We start from the raw sequence: 23,140 nt of genomic DNA on the forward strand, positions 1-23,140 counted from the left end.
TCATGGAAAATAGGCGACAGCAAGGTACAAAATAAGGAGAAAAAATGGAACTTCATTCATTGAAAGCTGCTGAAGGCAGTCGTAAAGTACGTAATCGCGTAGGTCGTGGTACATCATCAGGTAACGGTAAAACATCTGGACGTGGACAAAAAGGTCAAAAATCTCGTTCAGGTGGTGGAGTACGTCCTGGTTTTGAAGGTGGACAAACAGAATTGTTCCGTCGCATGCCAAAACGTGGTTTCTTGAATGTTAACCGTAAAGAATACGCTATTGTCAACCTTGAAACTTTGAACCGTCTTGAAGATGGAGCAACTGTTTCAGCTGAAACTCTTGTAGCTGCTAAAATCATCAAGGACGTTAAATCAGGTGTTAAAGTTCTTGCTAACGGTGAATTGACAGCTAAAAAACTTACAGTTAAAGTTGCTAAAGTATCTGCTGCTGCTAAAGCTGCAATCGAAGCTGCTGGTGGTTCTGTAGAAGAAGCTTAATTTTTACACTACAATTGGCGGTTGAATTTTCAACCGCTTATTGTCTATTTACAATTAAAACGCTTTAAGGAGATTTTATGTTTTTTAAGACGCTTAAGGAAGCCTTTAAGGTCAAGGACGTCCGAGCAAGAATTCTCTTTACGATTTTCATCCTTTTTGTTTTCCGCTTAGGTGCCCATATTACGGTACCTGGCGTCAACGTTCAAAACTTGACAGAAGTAAGTAATCTTCCTTTCTTGAACATGATGAACTTGGTTTCTGGTAATGCAATGCAAAACTATTCACTTTTTGCAATGGGGGTTTCGCCTTATATTACTGCTTCAATCATTGTTCAATTGTTGCAAATGGATATTTTACCAAAATTTGTTGAGTGGTCAAAACAAGGGGAAATTGGACGTCGTAAACTGAATCAAGCGACACGTTACATTACCTTAGTGCTTGCTATGGCACAATCTATCGGGATTACTGCTGGTTTCCAAGCCATGAGCTCGTTAAATATTGTGCAAAATCCAAATTGGCAAAGCTATTTGATGATTGGTGCAATTTTGACCACTGGTTCAATGGTTGTCACTTGGATGGGTGAACAAATTAATGAAAAAGGATTTGGTTCAGGTGTTTCAGTAATTATCTTTGCTGGGATTGTATCTAGTATCCCATCGGCGGTCAAATCTGTTTATGATGAAAAATTCTTAAACGTTCGACCTTCAGAAATTCCAATGTCTTGGTTATTTGTCATTGGTCTAGTATTGTCAGCAATTATCATTATTTATGTAACAACTTTTGTTCAACAAGCAGAACGTAAAGTACCTATTCAATATACTAAATTAACTCAAGGTGCACCAACAAGTTCTTATTTGCCACTTCGTGTCAATCCAGCTGGGGTTATCCCAGTTATCTTTGCTGGTTCAATTACAACTGCTCCAGCTACGATTTTGCAATTCTTGCAACGTTCGCAAGGAAGTAATGTAGGTTGGTTGTCAACTTTACAAGACGCCTTGTCATATACGACTTGGACAGGAATGCTCTTCTACGCATTATTGATTGTGCTCTTTACATTCTTCTACTCATTCGTTCAGGTCAATCCTGAAAAGATGGCTGAAAACCTTCAAAAACAAGGTTCTTACATTCCATCTGTTCGTCCAGGTAAAGGAACTGAAAAGTATGTATCACGTCTCTTAATGCGTCTTGCAACGGTAGGTGCGCTCTTCCTTGGTTTGATTTCAATCATTCCAATTGCCGCCCAAAACGTTTGGGGACTTCCAAAAATTGTCGCTCTTGGAGGAACATCACTCTTAATCTTGATTCAAGTTGCTATACAAGCAGTGAAACAACTTGAAGGATATTTACTCAAACGTAAATATGCAGGATTTATGGATAATCCACTTGAAACAAAATAAAATCTTGTCATTAGACAAGGTTTTTCTTTATTTTTTAGCAAAAATACGCTAAAATAGTGTAGGTAAAATCACAGAGAACATCTGCAATTTACTGACAGTTCTGTCAGTAAATTATAAATTAAAATCAGGAGAAAACAAAATGAATTTATTAATCATGGGACTTCCAGGAGCTGGTAAAGGAACTCAAGCTGAGTTCATCGTTAAAAATTATGGAGTAAATCACATTTCAACAGGTGACATGTTCCGTGCCGCAATGAAAAACGAAACTGAAATGGGTAAACTTGCTAAATCTTTCATCGATAAAGGTGAACTCGTACCTGATGAAGTAACGAACGGAATTGTTAAAGAACGTTTAGCACAAGATGATATCAAAGCTTCAGGCTTCTTGCTTGATGGATATCCACGTACGATTGACCAAGCTCATGCACTTGATACAATGCTTGAAGAACTCGGAATTAAACTTGATGCCGTTGTAAATATCGTTGTTAACCCAGGTATTTTGGTTGACCGTTTAAGTGGCCGTTACATCTGCCGTAACTGTGGTGCAACTTATCATAAAATCTTCAATCCAACTAAAGTTGAAGGTGTTTGTGACGTTTGTGGTAGTCATGACCTTTATCAACGTGCGGATGATGTTCCAGAAACAGTTAAAAATCGTTTGGATGTCAATATTAAAGAATCAGCTCCAATTATTGAACACTACACTGAACTTGGACTTGTTAAAAACATTGAAGGTGAACAAGAAATTAGCCAAGTAACAGAAGATATTAAAAAAGTTTTAGGATAATAAAAATAAAAACCTCTGTCAGAGGTTTTTTTAGTAAAATAGCAAGATTAGAATACAAAATTTTACTGACAAGCTCTCTGTCAGTAAAATTATAAAAATGAAACACCCGAAAACATTGCCATGAACAGTTTTGAAAGCGAGTAATAAATTAAACATGTACTCAAGCTAGAAAAATAAAGGCTTTTCTGAAAGAAAGACTTGCATTTGTTGCTGAAAAATGCTAAAATACATAAGTCCGACTTTTTAGATATATATAGTATATATCTTTCGGGAAATTTCTAAGGAGGTACTTTTGCTTGGCAAAAGATGATGTAATTGAAGTAGACGGCAAAGTCGTTGACACCATGCCGAATGCGATGTTCACGGTTGAACTCGAAAATGGTCACCAAGTCTTGGCGACGATTTCAGGAAAAATTCGAAAGAATTATATCCGTATCTTGCCTGGAGACAAGGTTCAAGTTGAACTCTCACCATACGATTTGACACGCGGACGAATTACTTACCGATTTAAGTAATCCGGACATTCATTGAGTGCATGATGCACAGTAACCATAGAAAGGAAGACACAATGAAAGTAAGACCATCAGTTAAACCAATCTGCGAATACTGTAAAGTTATTCGTCGTAACGGTCGTGTAATGGTAATTTGCCCTGCCAATCCAAAACACAAACAACGTCAGGGATAGAAAGGAAATAGAAAAATATGGCTCGTTTTGCTGGAGTTGATATTCCAAACGAAAAACGCATTGTTATTTCATTAACATACGTATTCGGTGTTGGACTTCAAACATCTAAAAAAGTACTTGCAGCTGCAGGTGTCTCAGAAGATATCCGTACAAAAGATTTAACATCAGATCAAGAAGATGCAATCCGTCGTGAACTCGATGGCTTAAAACTCGAAGGAGACCTTCGTCGTGAAGTGTCACTTAACATCAAACGTTTGATGGAAATCGGTTCTTACCGTGGTATGCGTCACCGTCGTGGACTTCCTACACGTGGACAAAACACTAAGAACAACGCTCGTACACGTAAAGGTCCTGCTAAATCAATCGCAGGTAAGAAAAAATAATTAAATAGAAAGGAGTTAAAATGGCAAAAATTACACGTAAACGTCGTGTTAAAAAGAATATTGAATCTGGAATTGTTCATATCCAATCAACATTCAACAACACAATCGTTATGATCACAGACGTTCATGGTAACGCCCTTGCTTGGTCATCAGCTGGTGCACTTGGATTTAAAGGTTCTAAAAAATCTACACCTTTCGCCGCTCAAATGGCTTCAGAAGCTGCTGCTAAAGCTGCTCAAGAGCAAGGTTTGAAAACTGTATCTGTTACAGTTAAAGGTCCTGGTTCAGGTCGCGAATCAGCTATCCGCGCACTCGCTGCAGCTGGTCTTAATGTAACATCTATCAGTGATGTGACTCCTGTACCTCACAATGGTGCACGTCCTCCAAAACGTCGTCGTGTATAATTAGTTGCTCTTGTCACTAATCACTTTTCGCTTAGAGGAGAACATACATGATTGAGTTTGAAAAACCAAAAATTACTAAATTTGACGAATCAGAAAATTACGGTAAATTCGTTGTTGAACCACTTGAACGTGGTTATGGTACAACTTTAGGTAACTCTCTGCGTCGCGTCCTTTTGTCATCACTTCCTGGTGCTGCTGTGACTTCAATTCAAATTGAAGGTGTTCAACACGAATTCGCAACAATCCCTGGCGTACGTGAAGATGTCATCCAAATCGTTCTTGCGGTTAAAGGAATTGCCATCAAATCATACGTAGAGTCTGAAAAACAAATCGAACTTGACGTAACTGGTCCTATGGATGTTACTGCTGGTGATATCTTAACTGATAGCGACATTGAAATTGTCAACAAAGACCATTACTTGTTCTCTATTGCTGAAGGTCACTCAATGCGTGCTGTAATGACTGTTAAAAAAGGATACGGCTATGTTCCGGCTGACGAAAATAAAGTCGATGGAGCGCCAATTGGCACAATTGCTGTAGACTCAATTTACACACCAGTAAGTAAAGTAAATTATCAAGTAGAACCTGCCCGTGTTGGTGGAGATTCTAGCTATGATAAATTAACACTTGAAATTACTACAAACGGTACTATCGTTTCTGACGAAGCTTTGTCACTCTCAGCTAAAATCTTGACAGACCACTTGAACTTGTTCGTTGATCTTTCAGAAGTTGCAGCTGAAGCCGAAACACTTGTTGTTAAAGATGAAGTTAAAACAGAACGTGTGCTCGATAAAATTATTGAAGAAATGGACTTCTCAGTTCGTGCTTACAATGGTTTGAAACGCGCAGGTATCAACACTGTTGCTGATATTGTTGAAATGAGCGAAGCTGACATGATTAAAGTCAAAAACCTCGGTCACAAATCAGTAGAAGAAGTCAAAGTTAAATTGACTGAATTGGGACTTTCCCTTAAAAAAAGAAAATAATAATATAGGAGGAAACAAATGAGCAATCGTAAACTCGGACGTACATCTTCACAACGTAAAGCTATGCTTCGTGATTTGACTACAGATTTGATCATCAACGAAACTATCGTTACAACTGAAGCTCGCGCTAAAGAAGTTCGTCGTACAGTAGAAAAAATGATTACGCTTGGTAAAAAAGGTGACCTTTCAGCTCGTCGTGCAGCAGCTGCTTACGTACGTAATGAAATCGCAATTAAAGATTTCAACGAAGAAACTGAAACTTTCCCAACTGCCCTTCAAAAATTATTCAACGACCTTGCTAAACGCTACGAAGGACGTAACGGTGGTTACACTCGTATCCTTAAAGTAGAACCACGTCGTGGTGATGCTGCGCCTATGGCAATCATTGAATTGGTTTAATTGTATTAAATCTTGAAGTAATAATAAAATACTAAATTGAGTGTTATGATGTTGGCGGGGGTTTCTGTGGGTGCATGTGTTGAGTTGTGATTGACTCTCTTTCGCATCAGCCTTGCTTATAGTCTAGCTCTGTCTGATTAGATTAAATTTCTAATCTAGTCAGGCCACTCAATTTATTTATTTTAGCCGTTGTAGCTCAGTCGGTAGAGCAGCACCATGGTAAGGTGAAGGTCGACAGTTCGATTCTGTTCAATGGCATATTTTTTTACAGTAGATATATTTAAATATGAGAAGTCTTATTTTATAAATAAGACTTTTTATTTACTTTAAAAGCTTTAAAAAGCGAATAATGTCCACGGTTAAATACATTTGTTTTACAAAAACGGCTCCTAGCCGTTTTTTTTGTTTCCCATATTCCATATTCCAGATTTCAAATTTTAATTTTAGTTTTTGTAGTTAAAAGTATATCGTTAAGTAATTTCATAATTATATTAAAGAAATAATTATATTAAAGAAATAATTATATTATCTCTGGCAAAAAACATAATGGTTTATAATATAGATGTATTAGAAAAATTTCACTATTTAATATAGTAATTAAGTAATCTGTAATATTATTTTCTAAAAACTATATAGATGCTCTAGACAAAGAGTTCCTAAATTAGGTCATCAATCTTTTGCAAGAAGCATACAAAAATGAATTAAAAATTTATGTTTGTGGAAATGGTGGAAGTGCAAGTACTGCTTCACACTTGATGAACGCTTTTAATAAAGATCTCTCATACGATCAAGAAAAGAAATGGCACGTTATTTCTTTGATTAATAATGTGGCGACTGTGATGGCTATTACCAATGATAATAGTTATAATAAGGTCTTCTCAAAACAACTTGAGGGTAATATGGTAATATCACAAAAGATGACATTCTTCTAGCAATTTCTGGAAGTGGAAATTCTAAAAATATCATTGAGGCTGTGAAAGAAGCTCAAAAAGTTGGAGCAAAAATTGTTGGAATGACAGGATACAGCGGTGGGAAACTTTATAAAATGAGTGATGATAATATGCAAGCACCTATTAATGATATGCAAATTGCTGAGGATATTCATCTTACTTTCAATCACATGATGATGTCAATTTTTCATAGAATAGTTGTGAACAAAAAATGAGAAAAGCAATTTTCGTTGCCTTTGATGGAACAATTAATATTCGTAAGACAAAAAGTACTTTCAAAATTTGAATATTGGCAAAAAGCGGCAGACTTTTTTTACTTTGCAAGCCATTTTCCTTATACTACTGGCTTGTCCAACCATTTCTACAGAATGTTAAGAAGAAACTAAATGCTGATGAAAACTATTTTGGACAAAAATAATAATATTTTCTTGATGTAAATCAATGTTTTATAGTCTTTTTAAACTTATACTAAGACTATAAATATTGATGCGTAATTGCAGGAGGAAAGTATAAATGTCAAAAATAGTAATGAAATTAGATGAATTGAGCTGTCCATCATGTATGGCTAAGATTGAAGGAGCTTTGAATACAACAAATGGAGTAGAAATGGCAAAGGTGCTGTTCAACGCTTCAAAAGTCAAGGCAGAATTTAATGACAATCAGGTAACTGCTACTGACTTAGTTAGTAAAGTTGAGGGACTTGGCTATGTTGTCCAAAAGAGTAAAGTCACGGAAATTTAAAGCTATGATGTGCTAACTATTTTTTATCTAAGATTCGTGTCAGACACTCTGAAATATGATAAAATGGTAAAAGAATAAAATCCTTAATCAAATAAAACAGCGGATTATCCGCTGTTTTGTTACATTTTAATAAATTTTACGTATGAATAAGTGGAGGGAAAATGGCGAAGAAAAAATCATCATTTGTTTGTCAAAATTGTGGCTATAAGTCTGCAAAATACTTAGGACGTTGTCCAAACTGTGGCGAATGGTCTTCTTTTGTTGAAGAAGTTGAAGTCCAAGAAGTTAAAAATCAACGTGTTTCAATGACTGGCGAACGTTCAAAACCATTGAAGCTAGATGAAGTTGAATTATTTGATACTCCTCGGATTGAAACGGACCTAGATGAATTTAATCGTGTATTAGGAGGGGGCGTCGTTCCTGGTTCTTTGGTTCTGATTGGGGGAGATCCTGGGATAGGTAAATCAACTTTACTTTTACAGGTTTCTACTCAATTGGCTTCTAGAGGGCGTGTGCTTTATGTGAGTGGTGAAGAATCAGCCCAACAAATTAAACTAAGAGCTGAGCGTTTAGGAGATATTGACCGTGACTTTTATCTCTATGCTGAAACAAATATGCAGTCGATTCGTGCAGAAGTTGAGCGTTTAAAACCTAACTTCTTAATTATTGATTCCATTCAAACAATCATGACACCAGAAATTCAATCAACTCAAGGCTCTGTAAGTCAAGTTCGTGAAGTGACTGGAGAATTGATGCAAATTGCTAAAACGAATGATATTGCGACTTTTATTGTTGGTCATGTGACTAAAGAAGGACAGCTGGCTGGGCCGAGGATGTTGGAGCACATGGTTGATACGGTGCTGTATTTTGAAGGAGAACGAAATAATACATTTAGAATTCTTCGTGCTGTAAAAAACCGTTTTGGTTCAACTAATGAAATTGGAATTTTTGAGATGCAGGGTCATGGCTTGGTCGAAGTAACTAATCCCTCAGAGGTCTTTTTAGAAGAACGCTTAGAGGGCTCAACTGGATCTGCGATTGTTTGTGCACTTGAGGGAACGCGGCCTATACTAGTTGAAATACAAGCACTGACGACACCGACAATGTTTGGAAATGCTAAAAGGACGACCTCAGGCCTAGATTTTAACCGTGTAAGTTTAATTATGGCGGTGCTTGAGAAGAGAACGGGGCTCTTGATGCAAAATCAAGATGCCTACCTCAAATCTGCGGGGGGAGTAAAATTGGATGAGCCAGCCATTGACCTCGCGGTTGCGGTTGCTGTGGCTTCAAGTTATAAAGAACTTCCAACAGATGCGCGTGAATGTTTTATTGGTGAAATTGGTTTAACGGGTGAAATTCGTCGGGTGACCCGAATTGAACAAAGACTAAATGAAGCTGCAAAACTAGGTTTTAAAAAAGTATATGCTCCTAAAAATTCAATTGTAGGGATTGATATTCCTGAACAGATTCAAGTGATTGGAGTGACAACTTTAACTGAATGTTTAAAACTGGTCTTTGGCTAATATAAAAACAAGGCTATTTCATTAATGAAATAGCCTTGTTTTTTATGAATGACTTATCCTATAAGAATAATAAGCTAATAGAACTAATAGACTAGAGCCGATTAATGTAAAATCACCTAACCATAAACTTAAAAGAGAAGAAATAAAGGCTCCCACAACAAATGATAAAGCAAGAGATAAGAAGATGAGTGAATTTTTTAAGTCCTTAGTGTTTTTAGAAACTAAATATTGACCTAGATTTGTTCCAAAAGCTTTGATATTACCTGTGGACATGATATTAGCATAAGGAAGTCCTCTGACTCGAGTAAAGGTATCACCTTGAATAACCATAAAAAAGGAGAGAATTCCAACAAAAAGTGAGGCTGATAAATGTAAAAAAGTAGCGAAGGCGAGAGAAATGAGTAAAATACCAATCATTTGTATGAAGAGAAGGGATTCAATTTCACTTTGATTATTTTGGGTTTTATATTTGGTGAATAAGGTCTTGAAAAGTGCACCTAGTGCAAAAAATAAAATTGGAATAATAAATTGAAAAGCTTTCTCCAAATTTCCATGAGCTAAATTAATTCCAGTCTGAATCAAATTCCCAGTTTGGAGACTAGCGAAACGGCCGTCAAAATGAAAAAAGGTAAAGGCATCAACAAAGCCTGTATTCATGGCAAGTAATAGAGCAACAAGTAAACTTTCTTTAGAATGGACTGCGGATTTAAGCATAATTTTTTCCTTCATAATCTGTAAAAGATAAGGTCATTATAGCACAATGATAATCTAATGTACTCTATTTAAAATAAAAAATTAATTGATCGCTAATAAGGGATATAAGTTATAAAATAATAAATATAGCATGAGAAATTAAATAGATTTCTTGTGTTTGTATAAGCAATATTAAAGGAGCGTGTGGTATAATTGACACAGGGCTTTCTTGTAAGCCTATCCATTTTCTAAAAGGAGGAAAAGATATGCGTCGTTGGATTATTCATCTTGTTATGACTGTCATCGGAGCATCGCTAGGTGTTGCTGTTGTACCATCAATTTTAAAGGTATTTGGTTGGGACACAGGGATTTTGCAGAACGAAGCTGTTGACGGTGTGATTGGTGCAATTATTTTTATTATTCTTTCATTTATATTTGCCGGTTCAATGCTTAATGGGTTGAAAAAAATAGATTCTAGAATTTCCAAAATGAATATGTCAAAAATGGTCTTCAATATTATTGGGATTGTTCTTGGTCTTCTAGTTGGGGTTATTGGAAGTATTCCATTAAGATTTTTAAATGTTCCTATTTTAAGTAATATCATTTCATTCATACTTGTTTTGGTGATGATTTATTTGGGATATGTTTTGTTTGATCGACGAGGAGACGAAATTGCTCGAGTGCTTTTTCGTAAGCGCCGTGAAGCAATGGCAACTGAACCAGCAGAAGTTGCTGAGGAAGTTGTCGGTGAATCTAAGAGTGATAATAGTATTTTATTGGATACAAGTTCAATCATTGATGGCCGGATTTTAGATGTAATTAAAACAGGGTTTATTTCAGATAAAATTATTGTTCCTAATTTTGTGATTTTAGAATTACAATTAATTTCTGATAGTTCAGACCCACTGAAAAGGGCTAAAGGACGTCGGGGCTTGGATTTGGTTAATGAATTGACTAAATTTGATCAAGTTGAAATTTCTCAAGTTGATTTTCCAGATGTTCGAGAAGTTGATACTAAACTTCTTAAATATGCAAGTTCTACTGGCTCAAAATTAGTGACGAATGATTTTAATCTTAATAAAGTTGCTGAAATTCAGGGTGTTCAAGTTCTTAACATTAATGACCTTGCTAATGCTGTGAAAACACAACTTGTTGTGGGCGAACATATTAACGTACAAATTATTCGTGCTGGTTCTGAACGTCAACAAGGCGTGGCTTATTTGCCAGATGGAACAATGATTGTCATCGAAGATACTGCAAAATTGATTGATAAAACAGTTACTGTTGAAGTTGCTAAGGTGCTACAAACAAGTGCTGGTCGAATGATTTTTGCTGATTTAGTAAAAAAATAAAGAAGAAAACCGATAAATTATCGGTTTTTATCTTAAATGAATTTTGAGTATTTAGGAGTTTAATATGTATTTAAAACGTTTTATTCAATTGTTTGTAGTTTTTTTAATTTCTTTAGCTGTTTTTGCTTTGATATTAGAAATGAATTTTGGAAATTATTGGTTAAGATTTGTTTTAGGACTTATCATTGCTTATGTTTTTCTTACTTTACCACTTGTTCTCTTAACAATTTTTAAAACTAATAAAAAGGCTAATGTTGTTGGTACGAATGCTGTAGAAAATGAACTTGCTTATCTTTTAAAAGACTTTCCAGGCTACCTTGCTTTAAGTGTGACTGATGAAAATTCAAAGAGTTCAACAACGATTATGAGTTTTATTCAAGCTCAAAAAACGGAAAATATTTTCTACATGGTTGCGGATAAAAAAGCTTCAAAGATTAGTGATATAAAAAGAAATTCACAAGTGAGTTTTACGACTTGGTTTGATAAGTTGGAAAAAGGAGGGCGCTTGTCTTCAAATCGGGTTCATGCAGAAATCTTAGAAGAGGCTAAAGCTCAAGAAATTGTGAAAAAAGAAGGATTAATCCTGTCTCTTCATGAAAATGCGGAGAATATGTCAATTATTGCTTTAAGGATTGAATCGGTCCTTTATGAAAATTTTAAAGGTCAAACTAAAGTTATTAATTTTGAAAAATAATTTATTAAAACTGCTTTTTAGCAGTTTTTTATTTTAATAAAAGTGGGAAATATTGATATTTTAGCTATATTGTATTATTATATAGATGTAGTTAGTATTACTAAATAGCGGAGGAAAAAATGAATCAAATTACAGAAATGTTGAAAGGAGTTCTTGAGGGTTGTGTTTTAGAAATCATTGGTCAAGGGGAAACTTATGGTTATGAAATTACTCAAAAACTGCGAGAACTTGGTTTTGAAGACGTTGTAGAAGGAACGGTATATACGATTACGATGCGTCTTGAAAAGAAAGGGTATGTTGAGATTAGAAAAAAGCCTTCAAAACTTGGCCCCGCTCGAAAATGGTATCGTTTAAATGAGGCAGGGCAAATTGAGCGAGGAAATTTTTGGAAAAAATGGGCTTTTATTTCAGAAAAATTGGAGTTTTTACGTCATCAAAATTTATTGAGTGAGCAGAAGGGAGAAAATCATGGCGGAGCATAGAAATATTGTTGATAGAATGATTGGTCTTGAAGAAAAAAGAGAATTTCGCGAATTTGAAAATCGTGCTCAGAAACTTGGAGAGAATTATTATGAAGATTATAAGGAATTAAAAAAATATATATGGCACTCTGGGGTAACGAAATGGGCAGATTTCAAATTTATTTTTGGACAAGTTCTTGATTTACTTGAAGAAGCTAAAATCCAAGACAAAGAATTGACTGATTTAATTGGTTCAGATGTTGCGACATTTATTGATGAAATGGTGGATGATAATAGTTGGGAAAAAAAGCAAAAAAATAAACTTAATAAGGAGCTGAAAAATGGTTTTAGATAAAATTAGTGACCTTCTTGCTGAAAAAAAAGACTGGCAAGAAATGCAAAATCGAGCTAAAAAATTACCTAAAGATTTTTATCAGGCTTATCGTTCAATTCAAAAATATATGTTCAAAATGGGGGCAACAGATTGGCATATTTTTAATGATATTATTGAATTATTTGAACTGGCAGTAGTTGATGGGCGAAGCCCAGCAGAGGTTCTGGGCGATGATGTTGCAACTTTTGCTGATGAATTATTAAGTGATAATAAAGAGGATTGGCGAAATAAATATCGTCAAGCTTTGAATGATTATTTTGCTCAAAAGTAATAAATAGATTTTACTGATAAGTCTGTCAGTAAAATTGAAAATTTATCAATAAAAAAAGTTACTGACAGGTTTGTTAGTAACTTTTGTTTTTTTAAAATTCCATGACCATATTGTACCAAGTTTCTCCACCGAATTTTGACTCGGAAAGTCCTTCGTCAGTAAAGCCGTGTTTTTCATAATAGGGAACTAAATAATCGTGGCAAGTAAGACTAATTCCCAAACGTTTTTTCGATTTGGCTTCTTTTTCAAGTAAAAGGAGTAAGTTTGTCGCAATTCCTAAGCCTTGATAATCAGGGTCAACGGTTAAACTGATGATTTTTTGGAAACCACCTGTTTTGGGATTGGCTTCGGTACGTTCAAAAGATTCATCATCCAAGTAACGACCTTCTGTAACAGGACCAGAAACGTAACCTACGACAGTTCCTTCACTATTTCTTGCTGCGATAAAGCTATCAGGAATTAAGTTAATTCTTTCGATCATTGACTCTACAGAGAGGGCTTCATTTTCTGAGAAAGTAGCTCTTTCAATACGGATGACATCATCTATATCATTTGGCATAATTTGAGTATAAGTAATTTCATTCATACAATTAATTCTAACATAGACTAAGAAGAAAGAAAATCCAAAACCATTATTTGTCATTAAAAGATTATATAATGTGTGGTTTTATAAAAAAAGATGAGGTTAACAAAGGGTTTACTAGAAATTTACCAAGGGTTTACATTAGAGTTTTTAGAATGGGATAAAATGAAAGGGTAGTAATCAAACCAATGGAGGTTTTATGAACACAAGCGGAAAAAAATTCCTAGGAATTTTAATTGGAATTTCAGCTCTTTTATTAATTATTGCGTCTTTGGGGGATTTGCAAATTTCTAAAATGGTTATGGATCAAAATTCAATTTTTGGTAATCTTTTTCAGATATTTGGAATGTTTCCGTCAGCGCTTATCCCTTTTATTTCAGCGGAAATTATCTTCATTTATGGTCTAAGACAAGATAATCAACTGACAAAATGGATTTTAGCGATTTCTGGACTTGGCTTTGCTTATTGGTCAGCATGGGGCTGGGTTGATGGTTGGATGTTTTACGGTGTGACCACACTTAATAACATCAAAAATCATCAGCCACTGGGTGCGGCAAATAACAGTATTGGAGCCACAGCGACTTATTCTTTCGGACTTGAAGCACTTTTTACATTTATTATCCTGGTCATCGGGACATTTTTGATTTATAGATGGCTGAGCAAGAAAACTTACGAAGAATTAAGTCAATTGATTATTGTGGCGATTGCTGGGATTGCTGTCGTTTATGTCAGCAACTCAATTGTCAATATGATGAAAGTTAACTGGGGGCGTTTTCGCCCTTATGAGGTTAAGGAAATTGTTTCCTCTACCAAAGGAACGTTCACTAATTGGTGGCATTTGAACGGTCAAACAGGTCATCAATCATTCCCGTCAGGTCATACAATCGCAGCGGCTGCAGCACTCTTTTTACCATTTTTTGCTGACAGAAAAAATCTTAAAGGCCAAAAGATTCTGGCTTACAGCGGATTTGTTTTCACACTTTTAATGATGGCTGCTCGGGTCCGAATTGGTGCACATTTCTTATCGGATACCACGATGTCATTAATTATCGCGTCTTTAGTTACTTTTGTTGCCACAAAGGCAATTGGTTATTCATTTATTGAGGAAGAGTCTCTCAACTAGAAAATTATAAAAGATTACTACAAAAATAACATTCTTTGGGGTGTTATTTTGATTTTGGTTGTAAATTCTTTGTTTTCTGGAGAGATTGTCTTATACTAATGCTAAGAAAATCAATTTTTGAAAGGAATAAAAAGATGAAAACAAGTGATGCTTTGATTGTAATTGATATGCAAAATGAGGTATGTGCGGGGATTTATCGGCGAGAAGAATTAATTGAGCAAATTAATCAACGAATTATTACTTATCGAAAGGCTAAAAAACCGATTATTTTTATCCAGCATAATGATGATGAACTGATAAAAGAAAGTTTTGGTTGGCAAATGATTCCAGAATTGCTGACAGCATCTACTGACAAGTATGTTGAAAAAACGCATGCCAATGGTTTCTATCAAACGGAACTGCAAAAATTACTGACAGACTTGTCAGTAAAATTGATTGAATTTTGCGGTGCTCAAACTGAATTTTGTGTTAACACGACGCTTGTTTTTGCTCATGGTCTGGGCTATCAAAATTGGATGCAAAGAGGGGCAAGTTCAACTTTTGATAGTAAATGGCTGTCAGCAAAAGAAATCGTTGATTTTTATGAAAACCATCTTTGGGATGAACGATTTCTTCAATTCTTAGATTAAATTTGTCAATGATAGATTACAAATGAATTTTAGGTCGGCATGCTTTCTTAATTTGTGGTAAAATAGAGGTGATTGTTAGAGTAGTTTAGGCTATTTAAAACCAAGAACGATTCATTTCTTACAGAAAAGAAGTGAACGAATTAATGAGGAGAATTGGATTAATATGAATAAAAAAATCCGCGTCCGTTACGCACCATCACCAACAGGACTTTTGCATATCGGGAATGCTCGTACAGCCCTTTTTAACTATCTTTTTGCCCGTCATCACGGGGGAGATTTTATCATCCGTATTGAAGATACAGACCGTGAACGTCACGTAGAAGATGGTGAGCGTTCACAACTTGAAAACCTTCGTTGGTTGGGAATGGATTGGGATGAAAGTCCTGAAACACATGAAAACTACCGTCAATCAGAACGTTTGCCTTTATATCAAAAATATATTGACCAATTGTTGACTGAAGGAAAAGCTTATTATTCTTATAAAACGCCAGAAGAACTTGAAGCTGACCATGCGAAACAAGAAGCGGCAGGAATTGCTCCACATTATATTAACGAATATGCTGGCATGAGTGATGATGAAAAAGCAGCTTATATCGCGGAGCGTAAAGCGCAAAATATTGAACCGGTTGTTCGTATTTCTGTTGATGAAAAAGCAATTTATAAATGGAATGATATTGTTAAAGGCGACATTGAATTTGAAGGTAAAAACATCGGTGGAGATTGGGTAATCCAAAAACGTGATGGTTATCCAACTTACAATTTTGCTGTTGTTGTTGATGACCATGATATGCAAATCTCACATGTTATCCGTGGCGATGACCATATTGCCAATACACCAAAACAATTAGTTGTTTACGATGCTTTGGGTTGGGAAGCACCACAATTTGGTCACATGACTTTGATTATTAATTCTGAAACTGGGAAAAAATTATCAAAACGTGACACAAATACACTTCAGTTTATTGAAGACTACCGTAAAAAAGGTTACATGTCTGATGCCATTTTCAACTTTATTGCACTTTTGGGCTGGAATCCTGGTGGAGAAAAAGAAATTTTCTCTCGTGAAGAATTAATTGAACTTTTTGATGAACATCGTTTGTCTAAATCACCAGCAGCCTTTGACCAAAAGAAATTGGACTGGTTGGATAATGAATACATCAAAAATGCTGATTTTGCTAAAGTATTTGAATTGACAAAACCATTCCTTGTTGCTGCTAATCGCTTTGATGAACGTGCTGAGGAACTGGTTAAACTTTATCAACCACAAATGAAATCAGCAGATGAAATTGTTGAATTAACAGACCTTTTCTATGGAGATTTCCCAGAATTGACTGATGAAGCTCGTGAAATGTTGGCTGCTGAAACAACACCATTAGCTTTGAGTACTTTCCGTGCAAAATTGGCTGAACTTCCTGAAAATGATTTTACAGTGGAAAATATTTTCCCACTCTTTAAAGCGACTCAAAAAGAAACTGGCGTAAAAGGTAAAATGCTTTGGATGCCAATTCGTATTGCAGCTTCAGGTTCAATGCATGGTCCAGAATTACCAGAAACAATTGCACTTCTTGGAAAAGAAAAAGTATTGGCTCATTTGGACGCTGCTTTAAATAAATAATATAATAAAAAGACGCCGTGTGGCGTCTTTTTATTAAACCAAAATAGAACACTCAGACATTCAAATGGTATAAAATAAGGAGATAAACTAACGAAAAGAGAGACTTATGGAAACAAGACATTTCAAAAATATTATTATTGGATTCGGTAAGGCTGGTCGAGCTTTGGCAAAAACATTGTCGCAGCACGGAGAAGAAGCTCTGATTATTGAACGTGACCAGGAGATGTACGGCGGAACTTGTCCCAATGTTGGCTGTGCACCTTCTAAAACTCTAATTGTTGCCGGACAAAAAAATATGAACTTTTCAGAAGCAATGGCTACTAAATACAAAGTTCGTGAAATTTTACACAATGGAGCCTATTACGGGGCAGCTGACGAACCATTGGTTTATGTCATGGATGGAATTGCGCGTTTTATTAATCAAGAAACCCTTGAGGTCGTTAATGGTGACAAGATAAGCAAAGTGATTGGAGAACGCATTTTCATCAATACGGGAGCAACTCCAGTGATTCCCGAAATTTCAGGAATTCAAGAATCCAAAAATGTAATTACATCTGAAGGAGCGATGGAACTTTCTGAACTTCCTAAGAAATTAGTTATCATCGGCGCGGGCTATATTGGTTTAGAGTTTGCCGGAATGTTTAATAAATTTGGGTCTAAGGTCACAATTTTAGAACCTCATTCAACATTTTTACCCAAAGAAGACGATGATATTTCAAGGGAAATTTTTAAAGATTTAAAGGCTTCAGGAGTTGAAATTCATCTTGGGGTTAAAGTTGAAAAAATTACTGACAGCGAAGTTTTGGCAGGAGGTCAGACCTATTCAGCTGACAAGATATTAGTGGCAACAGGTCGCAGGCCTAATATTACTGACTTAAATTTGGAAAAAGCTGGTGTTGAACGTTCAGAAAGTGGTTATATTAAAGTTGATGATGATTTAAAAACAAGTACAGAAAATATCTGGGCACTTGGTGACGTTCGGGGAGGTGGACAATTCTACTATCTGTCAACAGATGATTTTCGGATTGTCAATAATCAATTGTTTGGTGATCACTCGCGTAAATTAAGTGACAGAAACCTCGTGCCCTATTCTATTTTTATTAGTCCAACCTTATCTCGAATTGGCTTGGATGAAAAACAAGCGAAAAAATCTGGGGTTAATTATCGTTTATTTAAGATGGCTGCGGCACCAATTGTTAAGTCCAAAGTTGTTCAAGATACTCGCGGAATTCTTAAAGCTCTTGTTGACCCAAAAACAGATGAAATTCTCGGTGCAACTTTATATCATGAAGATTCTCATGAGGTCATCAATCTTGTAAGTTTGGCTATGAAAATGCATACGCCCTATCAAATTTTACGCGACCAAATTTTCACTCATCCAACAATGGGCGAAGGTCTGAATGATTTATTTCAAAATGAAGTGAAATAAAAGTTACTGACAGCTTTCTTTTATGAGTGAGTATCGCACAAAAAATTTCTGTCAGTAAAAAAAACTCGTCATTGACGAGTTTTTTAATTATTTGAATTGGTCAGCAGCTGGAATATGGCTGTCATGGAAATATTGTTCTGACAGTTTTTTAAGTGTGCCGTTATCATAAAGTTTTTTGAGTTCAACATTCAAATCTTTTTGCAACTTGCTTTGGCTGTTATCAAGAATAAAGTAATCATAAGTCTTAAATTCTGGTTGTTTATCTAAGTCTGTTGGAACAGTATCCACTAAACCTGTGATTGCATGTTCTTTAATCAAATTTTCTGCGGGTGCTTTAGAAGCAAATAAGAAATCAATTTGTCCACTAGAAACAGCAGATAAACGGTCGGCTAAAGGACGTTGGCTGTATTTTACATTGATTTTTTTGTCTGGATGATTTTTGTTCCAGCTTTCAAACATATCACCATAGTTGGTTCCAGCAGGAATTTCTGTCGTTTTACCAGCAAGTTGAGAGATTTTTGTAATATTTTCTTTAGATGTTGAGAAAATCGCATCAATTCCTTGGCGAACAGGATAGCTAAAGAGATATTTTTCAGAACGTGCTTTTGTCTTACCAAAATTATTTGCCGCAATTTGTGCACGACCACCGTCTAAAGCAGCTAAAATCGCACTATCTTCATAGACTTTAAAGTTGAATTTATAATCCTTCATGTCTTTGTCAGCAGCTTTTAAAATATCATATTCAAAACCAGTCATTTTGCCATTTTCGCTGTATTCATAAGGGACAGAAGCGGCAGAAGTTGCAACAGTTACGGTTGTTACTTTATCTGTTGATTTAGAAGATGAATTATCTTTTGACGAGCAGGCAGCAAGTAAGCCAATTGAGGCAATTCCAACTGTTGCAAGAGTCAACAATTTTATTTTTTTCATATCAATTTCTCCTCAGAAATTTTGTCAGCTCAGTTTTTATTTTAAATTTGGAAGTTGGTTACGAGTGAGCTGACTTTTAATATAGACATAATATTAACATAATCTTAAAAAAACCACCATAAAAAAGATTTATGACGGTTTTTTAACTTTTATATGGTTCCGTTAGCGAAAATTTCAAAAATTTTCTTATCAAAATGCTCAGTTTCCCAAGTACATTCTGGGTGCCATTGGACAGCAAGCACATGTTTTTCTTTATTTTCAATCGCTTCAACTAAGCCATCGTTTCCATGAGCAATGGCCGTCAAGCCTTGGCCCAAATCTTTAATGACTTGATGATGGAAAGAATTAACCATATAATTTTCAGGCAAGAAGCCCAAGGCACTTTCTTGTTCAACACTAATATGATGAGTTGGAATTTCTTGTGGTGTTGGACTTTGGAGATGTTTTATCTGACTTGAAGTTTGACTCAAGTCTTGATAAAGACTTCCGCCAAAATAAACATTGAGTAACTGTAGGCCACGACAAATGCCCAAAATAGGTTTATTTGCTTCTAGAGCAGCTTTGATTGTGGCAAGCTCAAAACGGTCACGAATCGGATCAGTTGTTCCTAATTTAGCATTAGGCTCCTCACCATATAGATAAGGACTGACATCTGCCCCACCAGTCAGTACAATTTTATCTACCAGTGTCAGGTAATTTTTTATATTTTCGGTTTTGTCAACAGGAAGAATAATCACAGTATGACCTAAATCCTGAAAAACATCAATAAATGATTGACGAGTATAGCTTACTTTGTTCCACCAAAAGGGGGATTGTTCAACTGTATTGTAAGGAGTTCCAAGAATTCCAATAATTGCCATCTTATTTTTTCACACTTTCAATAGGAATAATGAGTTTGGATTGAGATAAATCAATCTCGTAAGTCACTTTACGATTATCACGAACCGTATGTTCAAAGTCAGTACTATAGAGTATGACCCGAAGTTTATCCGCTTTTTCTAAATGATAAATCGTTGGTTGTAGTTCAAATTTGAGCGTAAACCATTCGTCAGCTTTTAAATCACTGACCGTCAGTAAATCTTTGTTTTGGAGATTGGTAAATCCTTTAGTGACCAACTGATAAGGACTTTCGACAAGAGGAAGTTCAACCAAATCATCTAACATGAAGTTTCGGCCACGGTCAAGAACTTTAAAATCTTTTACTCTTGCTTTATCTTCCAGCCGTTTTTTGGGACCAAAATCAAGAATTTGAGCAGATAAGAGCCCTTTACTATCATTTAATTTTAGTCTGATTTCTAGTTCAATTGGACCATTAATTGTTAACTCAGAAGGAAGTTCTAAATCAATGACAGCTTCGTTAGCTTTATTTTCAAATAAATCTTTTTTAAAGACATTGAAATCTTTAGAATACTTTTTGAAGCTTTCATCATCATAGTGGTTATCAAATTGAGCAAAAGAAACCGCCGTTTTCCCAAGAGGGAGTTTGAGCTGGTCATCGCCCCCAAATTTACTGACAGCTGACCAAACTTGTTCTTTAGAATTTTCCTGTAAAATAATGGGTGGAAGATTTAAATTTAAATCTCTATCTAATAATTTGGCAGAGAAATAAGCATTGATTGTCTCAGAAAAATCAATGGATTGCCAAGAATTCATATAAATATGAGCCCCACGATGTAGAAAGGCATGCTTGGCATGACCTTCTGGCAGAGCCTGCCAAAAATTATAAGCTTGTTCGGGTGTAACATTCCAGTCTTGTAAGCCGTGAACAATTAGGACGTCAGCTTTAACTTGGTCAGAATTGATTAAATAATTTCGGTCATGCCAAAATTGATTGTAATCACCAGACTTACGGTCTAAAGCAGTGGTCATTTCTGCTAAACGTTTTTCGTATTCATCATTTCCTTTTAAATAATCAGCACCATCAAGATTTCGTGAGTAAGTCAGTGCAGCAAGCACATCTAAATCTTCACCAGGAAAGCCACCAGGAGAACGGACAAGACCATTTTCACGATAGTAATTATACCAAGAAGAAATTCCAGCTTCAGCTAAAATGACTTCAAGTCCATCGACTCCAGTAGTAGCAGCACCATAAGCCATCGTTCCTAAATATGACTTTCCAGTCATGGCTACTTTTCCGTTTGCCCAAGTGGCCTTAATTTCATGCGTCTTTTTACGAGAAGTATAGGCACGAGTTCGGCCATTTAACCAATCAATGACAGCAGTCATACTATAAATTTGCTGATAATCGCCTGAAGTTTGGAAGCCATTTGAGCCACGCGTTCCAACACCAGCCACATAAATAGAAGCAAAACCACGCGTCAAAAAGTAGTCATTTAAAGAATAAGTCCAACCATGAGTAAAGCGATAAGGTGCTTTATCTACAATAGGAAGTTCTTTGGTTTCAGATGGACGTTTTTGTGGAAGCTTTCCTTGGACATGAATTTTGTGACTGTCCTTTTTTTCCAAATCAACATTCATTTCATGAAGCGCTAAATCATTTGCTTTCTCATTGATTCCCAAATGATAAGGACTTGCGGTCATCACAACCGGAAGCTTTTCTGTACTTTTTGGACGGATAATTTGAATTTTAATTAAGTCATTTTTTCCTTTTTGCTCAGTATCAACTGGACTTTCAACCCAAACTACCTCACGTTCAAGGAGCGAAGAATCAAAAGTTGCCAATGATTTGTCATTGAAAAAGTGATAGTGATTATCCAAAGGAAGAAGACCTTCTGAAACCCAATGTTCAACAAGAATCATCCCGCTTTTACGACGGCTACAAAGTAAATAGTAAAAAGCAGAGATGATAGTTTCAGTTGTCATTTCAACATCCCTTTGTGGAAGATTAAGTTTTTTAGCAAATTCAGTTGCTTTTCCTATTTCAAAATCAAAATTTGGAACAAAGTCAAGAAGTTGCAAAGCAATATTCCAGAAAATTTCCCAATCTAATTCAATAGAGGATTTTAAGAATTCAATGACATCTAGCTCAGTATTTGCTTGTAAAACAGTCATATCAGTAGGACTTTGAATGAGAAAATCTTTTAAAATTTTCTTTTCATCCCAAAAAACAGACCAACGAAACCCAAGCTGATCAAGTTCTGCTAGTTGTTCATCAAAGTTTTTATCAACAATTGAAAAATGATTAAAGCGCATCTTAAGTCCTCCATAAAAAGCATGATAATTCTTTTAATTATAGCAAATTTTCAGTAAATAATCAGACTAAAAGGGTCTAATTTCCAATGAATATTTGAAGCAAGCGCGCTTTTCTGATATAATAGCTGAGGTTATTATATTAAAATCAAATTTTGGAGGGTTCCATAAAAAATGGATGTTACATGGACAGTGAAATATATCACTGAATTTGTCGGAACTGCGCTACTCATCATCATGGGTAATGGTGCGGTTGCCAACGTTGAACTTAAAGGTACAAAAGCTCACGCACAATCTTGGATGATTATTGGTTGGGGTTATGGACTTGGTGTAATGCTACCAGCAGTTGCTTTCGGTAATATTACTTCACAAATTAATCCAGCTTTCACACTTGGACTTGCAGCCTCAGGACTTTTTCCTTGGGCACATGTTGCTCAATATATTATTGCGCAAGTTTTAGGTGCGATGTTTGGACAATTATTGATTGTTATGGTTTATCGCCCATACTATCTTAAAACACAAAATCCAAATGCTATTCTTGGAACTTTCTCAACAATCGATAATGTTGATGACAATGATGAAAAAACTCGTTTGGGAGCCACAATTAATGGTTTCTTGAATGAATTTGTTGGATCATTCGTCTTGTTCTTCGGAGCAGTTGCTGCGACAAATATCTTCTTTGGTAGTCAATCAATTACTTGGATGACAAACTACTTGAAAGGTCAAGGAGCAGATGTTTCTTCATCAGACATTATGAATCAGATTTGGGTTCAAGCCTCAGGAGCTTCAGCTTCTAAAATGGTTGCTCACTTATTCTTAGGATTCCTTGTTATGGGACTTGTAGTCGCTCTTGGCGGTCCTACAGGACCTGGTTTGAATCCAGCGCGTGACTTTGGTCCACGTTTGGTTCACAGTCTCTTACCAAAATCAGTTTTGGGTGAAGCAAAAGGTTCTTCTAAATGGTGGTATGCATGGGTTCCAGTTTTGGCACCAATTCTTGCATCACTTGCAGCCGTAGCTCTATTTAAAATGATTTATCTTTAAAAAATAAAAAAAATACTGACAGAATTTCT

At 35.6% G+C, this 23,140-nt stretch carries 28 protein-coding genes and 1 tRNA gene; 24 read left to right on the top strand and 5 right to left on the bottom strand.

Annotation, left to right across the window (positions count from 1 at the left end; translation table 11 throughout):
- Window positions 1-44 precede the first annotated feature (44 nt).
- From rplO to radA, 14 genes are all read left to right on the top strand, one after another.
- Window positions 45-488: a 50S ribosomal protein L15 gene (rplO, locus tag HFD15_RS08535; RefSeq protein ID WP_003129920.1), complete on the top strand. Its 444-nt coding sequence runs from the start codon at window positions 45-47 to the stop codon at window positions 486-488.
- A 77-nt stretch (window positions 489-565) separates the two neighbouring features.
- A complete protein-coding gene (gene secY / locus HFD15_RS08540) occupies window positions 566-1,885 on the top strand; it encodes a preprotein translocase subunit SecY (protein WP_003129919.1) in 1,320 nt (439 codons plus the stop codon).
- Between the two features lie 139 nt (window positions 1,886-2,024).
- On the top strand, window positions 2,025-2,672 hold the full coding sequence (locus HFD15_RS08545; RefSeq protein WP_023188596.1) for an adenylate kinase: 648 nt from the start codon (window positions 2,025-2,027) through the stop codon (window positions 2,670-2,672).
- A 296-nt stretch (window positions 2,673-2,968) separates the two neighbouring features.
- Complete coding sequence (infA, locus tag HFD15_RS08550; protein WP_003130554.1) at window positions 2,969-3,187, top strand: translation initiation factor IF-1; 219 nt, start codon at window positions 2,969-2,971, stop codon at window positions 3,185-3,187.
- A gap of 53 nt (window positions 3,188-3,240) precedes the next feature.
- Window positions 3,241-3,357: a 50S ribosomal protein L36 gene (rpmJ, locus tag HFD15_RS08555; RefSeq protein WP_001808836.1), complete on the top strand. Its 117-nt coding sequence runs from the start codon at window positions 3,241-3,243 to the stop codon at window positions 3,355-3,357.
- Between the two features lie 17 nt (window positions 3,358-3,374).
- Window positions 3,375-3,740 (top strand): 30S ribosomal protein S13, encoded by a 366-nt coding sequence (gene rpsM, locus HFD15_RS08560; protein ID WP_003130555.1) that lies wholly within the window; start codon window positions 3,375-3,377, stop codon window positions 3,738-3,740.
- Between the two features lie 20 nt (window positions 3,741-3,760).
- Window positions 3,761-4,144, top strand: a complete 384-nt coding sequence (gene rpsK / locus HFD15_RS08565; protein ID WP_010906297.1) for a 30S ribosomal protein S11 — start codon at window positions 3,761-3,763, stop codon at window positions 4,142-4,144.
- 47 nt (window positions 4,145-4,191) lie between these two features.
- Window positions 4,192-5,130 carry a DNA-directed RNA polymerase subunit alpha gene (locus tag HFD15_RS08570; protein WP_003130557.1) on the top strand — a complete coding sequence of 313 codons (939 nt, stop codon included), beginning with the start codon at window positions 4,192-4,194 and terminating at the stop codon, window positions 5,128-5,130.
- 18 nt (window positions 5,131-5,148) lie between these two features.
- On the top strand, window positions 5,149-5,529 hold the full coding sequence (gene rplQ / locus HFD15_RS08575) for a 50S ribosomal protein L17 (RefSeq protein WP_003130558.1): 381 nt from the start codon (window positions 5,149-5,151) through the stop codon (window positions 5,527-5,529).
- A gap of 185 nt (window positions 5,530-5,714) precedes the next feature.
- A tRNA-Thr gene (locus HFD15_RS08580) sits at window positions 5,715-5,787 on the top strand.
- A 419-nt stretch (window positions 5,788-6,206) separates the two neighbouring features.
- On the top strand, window positions 6,207-6,461 hold the full coding sequence (locus HFD15_RS14345; protein ID WP_058207951.1) for a hypothetical protein: 255 nt from the start codon (window positions 6,207-6,209) through the stop codon (window positions 6,459-6,461).
- Between the two features lie 2 nt (window positions 6,462-6,463).
- Window positions 6,464-6,694, top strand: coding sequence for a hypothetical protein (locus HFD15_RS14350; protein WP_074453832.1), 231 nt, complete (start codon window positions 6,464-6,466; stop codon window positions 6,692-6,694).
- Window positions 6,695-6,992: 298 nt separating this feature from the next.
- Window positions 6,993-7,220 carry a heavy-metal-associated domain-containing protein gene (locus tag HFD15_RS08590; protein WP_023188599.1) on the top strand — a complete coding sequence of 76 codons (228 nt, stop codon included), beginning with the start codon at window positions 6,993-6,995 and terminating at the stop codon, window positions 7,218-7,220.
- Between the two features lie 161 nt (window positions 7,221-7,381).
- Window positions 7,382-8,743 (top strand): DNA repair protein RadA, encoded by a 1,362-nt coding sequence (radA, locus tag HFD15_RS08595; protein WP_003130563.1) that lies wholly within the window; start codon window positions 7,382-7,384, stop codon window positions 8,741-8,743.
- 42 nt (window positions 8,744-8,785) lie between these two features.
- On the opposite strand, the gene HFD15_RS08600 is transcribed toward radA, so the two are convergent.
- Complete coding sequence (locus HFD15_RS08600; protein ID WP_167593409.1) at window positions 8,786-9,472, bottom strand: YoaK family protein; 687 nt, start codon at window positions 9,470-9,472, stop codon at window positions 8,786-8,788.
- Between the two features lie 230 nt (window positions 9,473-9,702).
- Here HFD15_RS08600 and HFD15_RS08605 point away from each other — a divergent pair, with 230 nt between their 5' ends.
- The 5 genes from HFD15_RS08605 (at window position 9,703) to HFD15_RS08625 (ending at window position 12,608) form a co-directional block, all read left to right on the top strand.
- Window positions 9,703-10,788, top strand: coding sequence for a PIN/TRAM domain-containing protein (locus HFD15_RS08605; protein WP_012898597.1), 1,086 nt, complete (start codon window positions 9,703-9,705; stop codon window positions 10,786-10,788).
- Between the two features lie 64 nt (window positions 10,789-10,852).
- Window positions 10,853-11,482, top strand: coding sequence for a hypothetical protein (locus HFD15_RS08610; RefSeq protein WP_023188601.1), 630 nt, complete (start codon window positions 10,853-10,855; stop codon window positions 11,480-11,482).
- A 119-nt stretch (window positions 11,483-11,601) separates the two neighbouring features.
- Window positions 11,602-11,964, top strand: a complete 363-nt coding sequence (locus HFD15_RS08615; protein WP_003129889.1) for a PadR family transcriptional regulator — start codon at window positions 11,602-11,604, stop codon at window positions 11,962-11,964.
- Window positions 11,951-12,298, top strand: coding sequence for a DUF1048 domain-containing protein (locus HFD15_RS08620; protein ID WP_058207950.1), 348 nt, complete (start codon window positions 11,951-11,953; stop codon window positions 12,296-12,298). Before HFD15_RS08615 ends, HFD15_RS08620 begins: the two co-directional genes overlap by 14 nt.
- Window positions 12,285-12,608 carry a DUF1048 domain-containing protein gene (locus tag HFD15_RS08625; RefSeq protein ID WP_003129893.1) on the top strand — a complete coding sequence of 108 codons (324 nt, stop codon included), beginning with the start codon at window positions 12,285-12,287 and terminating at the stop codon, window positions 12,606-12,608. Before HFD15_RS08620 ends, HFD15_RS08625 begins: the two co-directional genes overlap by 14 nt.
- Window positions 12,609-12,699: 91 nt before the next feature.
- On the opposite strand, the gene HFD15_RS08630 is transcribed toward HFD15_RS08625, so the two are convergent.
- Window positions 12,700-13,194, bottom strand: a complete 495-nt coding sequence (locus tag HFD15_RS08630) for a GNAT family N-acetyltransferase (protein ID WP_012898594.1) — start codon at window positions 13,192-13,194, stop codon at window positions 12,700-12,702.
- Between the two features lie 196 nt (window positions 13,195-13,390).
- Here HFD15_RS08630 and HFD15_RS08635 point away from each other — a divergent pair, with 196 nt between their 5' ends.
- From HFD15_RS08635 to HFD15_RS08650, 4 genes are all read left to right on the top strand, one after another.
- Window positions 13,391-14,314: a phosphatase PAP2 family protein gene (locus HFD15_RS08635; protein WP_023188605.1), complete on the top strand. Its 924-nt coding sequence runs from the start codon at window positions 13,391-13,393 to the stop codon at window positions 14,312-14,314.
- A gap of 98 nt (window positions 14,315-14,412) precedes the next feature.
- Window positions 14,413-14,943, top strand: a complete 531-nt coding sequence (locus HFD15_RS08640; RefSeq protein WP_074453830.1) for a cysteine hydrolase family protein — start codon at window positions 14,413-14,415, stop codon at window positions 14,941-14,943.
- A gap of 163 nt (window positions 14,944-15,106) precedes the next feature.
- Window positions 15,107-16,558 carry a glutamate--tRNA ligase gene (gltX, locus tag HFD15_RS08645; RefSeq protein ID WP_010906290.1) on the top strand — a complete coding sequence of 484 codons (1,452 nt, stop codon included), beginning with the start codon at window positions 15,107-15,109 and terminating at the stop codon, window positions 16,556-16,558.
- 106 nt (window positions 16,559-16,664) lie between these two features.
- Entirely contained in the window at window positions 16,665-17,987 is a 1,323-nt protein-coding gene (locus HFD15_RS08650; protein ID WP_167593408.1) for an FAD-dependent oxidoreductase, read from the top strand.
- Between the two features lie 87 nt (window positions 17,988-18,074).
- Here HFD15_RS08650 and HFD15_RS08655 read toward each other — a convergent pair whose 3' ends face one another.
- The 3 genes from HFD15_RS08655 to HFD15_RS08665 form a co-directional block, all read right to left on the bottom strand.
- Window positions 18,075-18,917 carry an amino acid ABC transporter substrate-binding protein gene (locus HFD15_RS08655; protein WP_039116268.1) on the bottom strand — a complete coding sequence of 281 codons (843 nt, stop codon included), beginning with the start codon at window positions 18,915-18,917 and terminating at the stop codon, window positions 18,075-18,077.
- 149 nt (window positions 18,918-19,066) lie between these two features.
- A complete protein-coding gene (locus HFD15_RS08660; protein ID WP_058207948.1) occupies window positions 19,067-19,777 on the bottom strand; it encodes a gamma-glutamyl-gamma-aminobutyrate hydrolase family protein in 711 nt (236 codons plus the stop codon).
- Between the two features lies 1 nt (window position 19,778).
- Window positions 19,779-22,070, bottom strand: a complete 2,292-nt coding sequence (locus HFD15_RS08665) for a Xaa-Pro dipeptidyl-peptidase (RefSeq protein WP_058207947.1) — start codon at window positions 22,068-22,070, stop codon at window positions 19,779-19,781.
- Between the two features lie 171 nt (window positions 22,071-22,241).
- On the opposite strand from HFD15_RS08665, the gene gla reads away from it, so the two are divergent.
- Window positions 22,242-23,111, top strand: coding sequence for an aquaglyceroporin Gla (gene gla / locus HFD15_RS08670; RefSeq protein WP_012898588.1), 870 nt, complete (start codon window positions 22,242-22,244; stop codon window positions 23,109-23,111).
- The last annotated feature ends 29 nt before the right edge of the window (window positions 23,112-23,140 follow it).

Source organism: Lactococcus sp. EKM203L (assembly GCF_011800585.1).
Lineage (GTDB): Bacteria > Bacillota > Bacilli > Lactobacillales > Streptococcaceae > Lactococcus > Lactococcus lactis.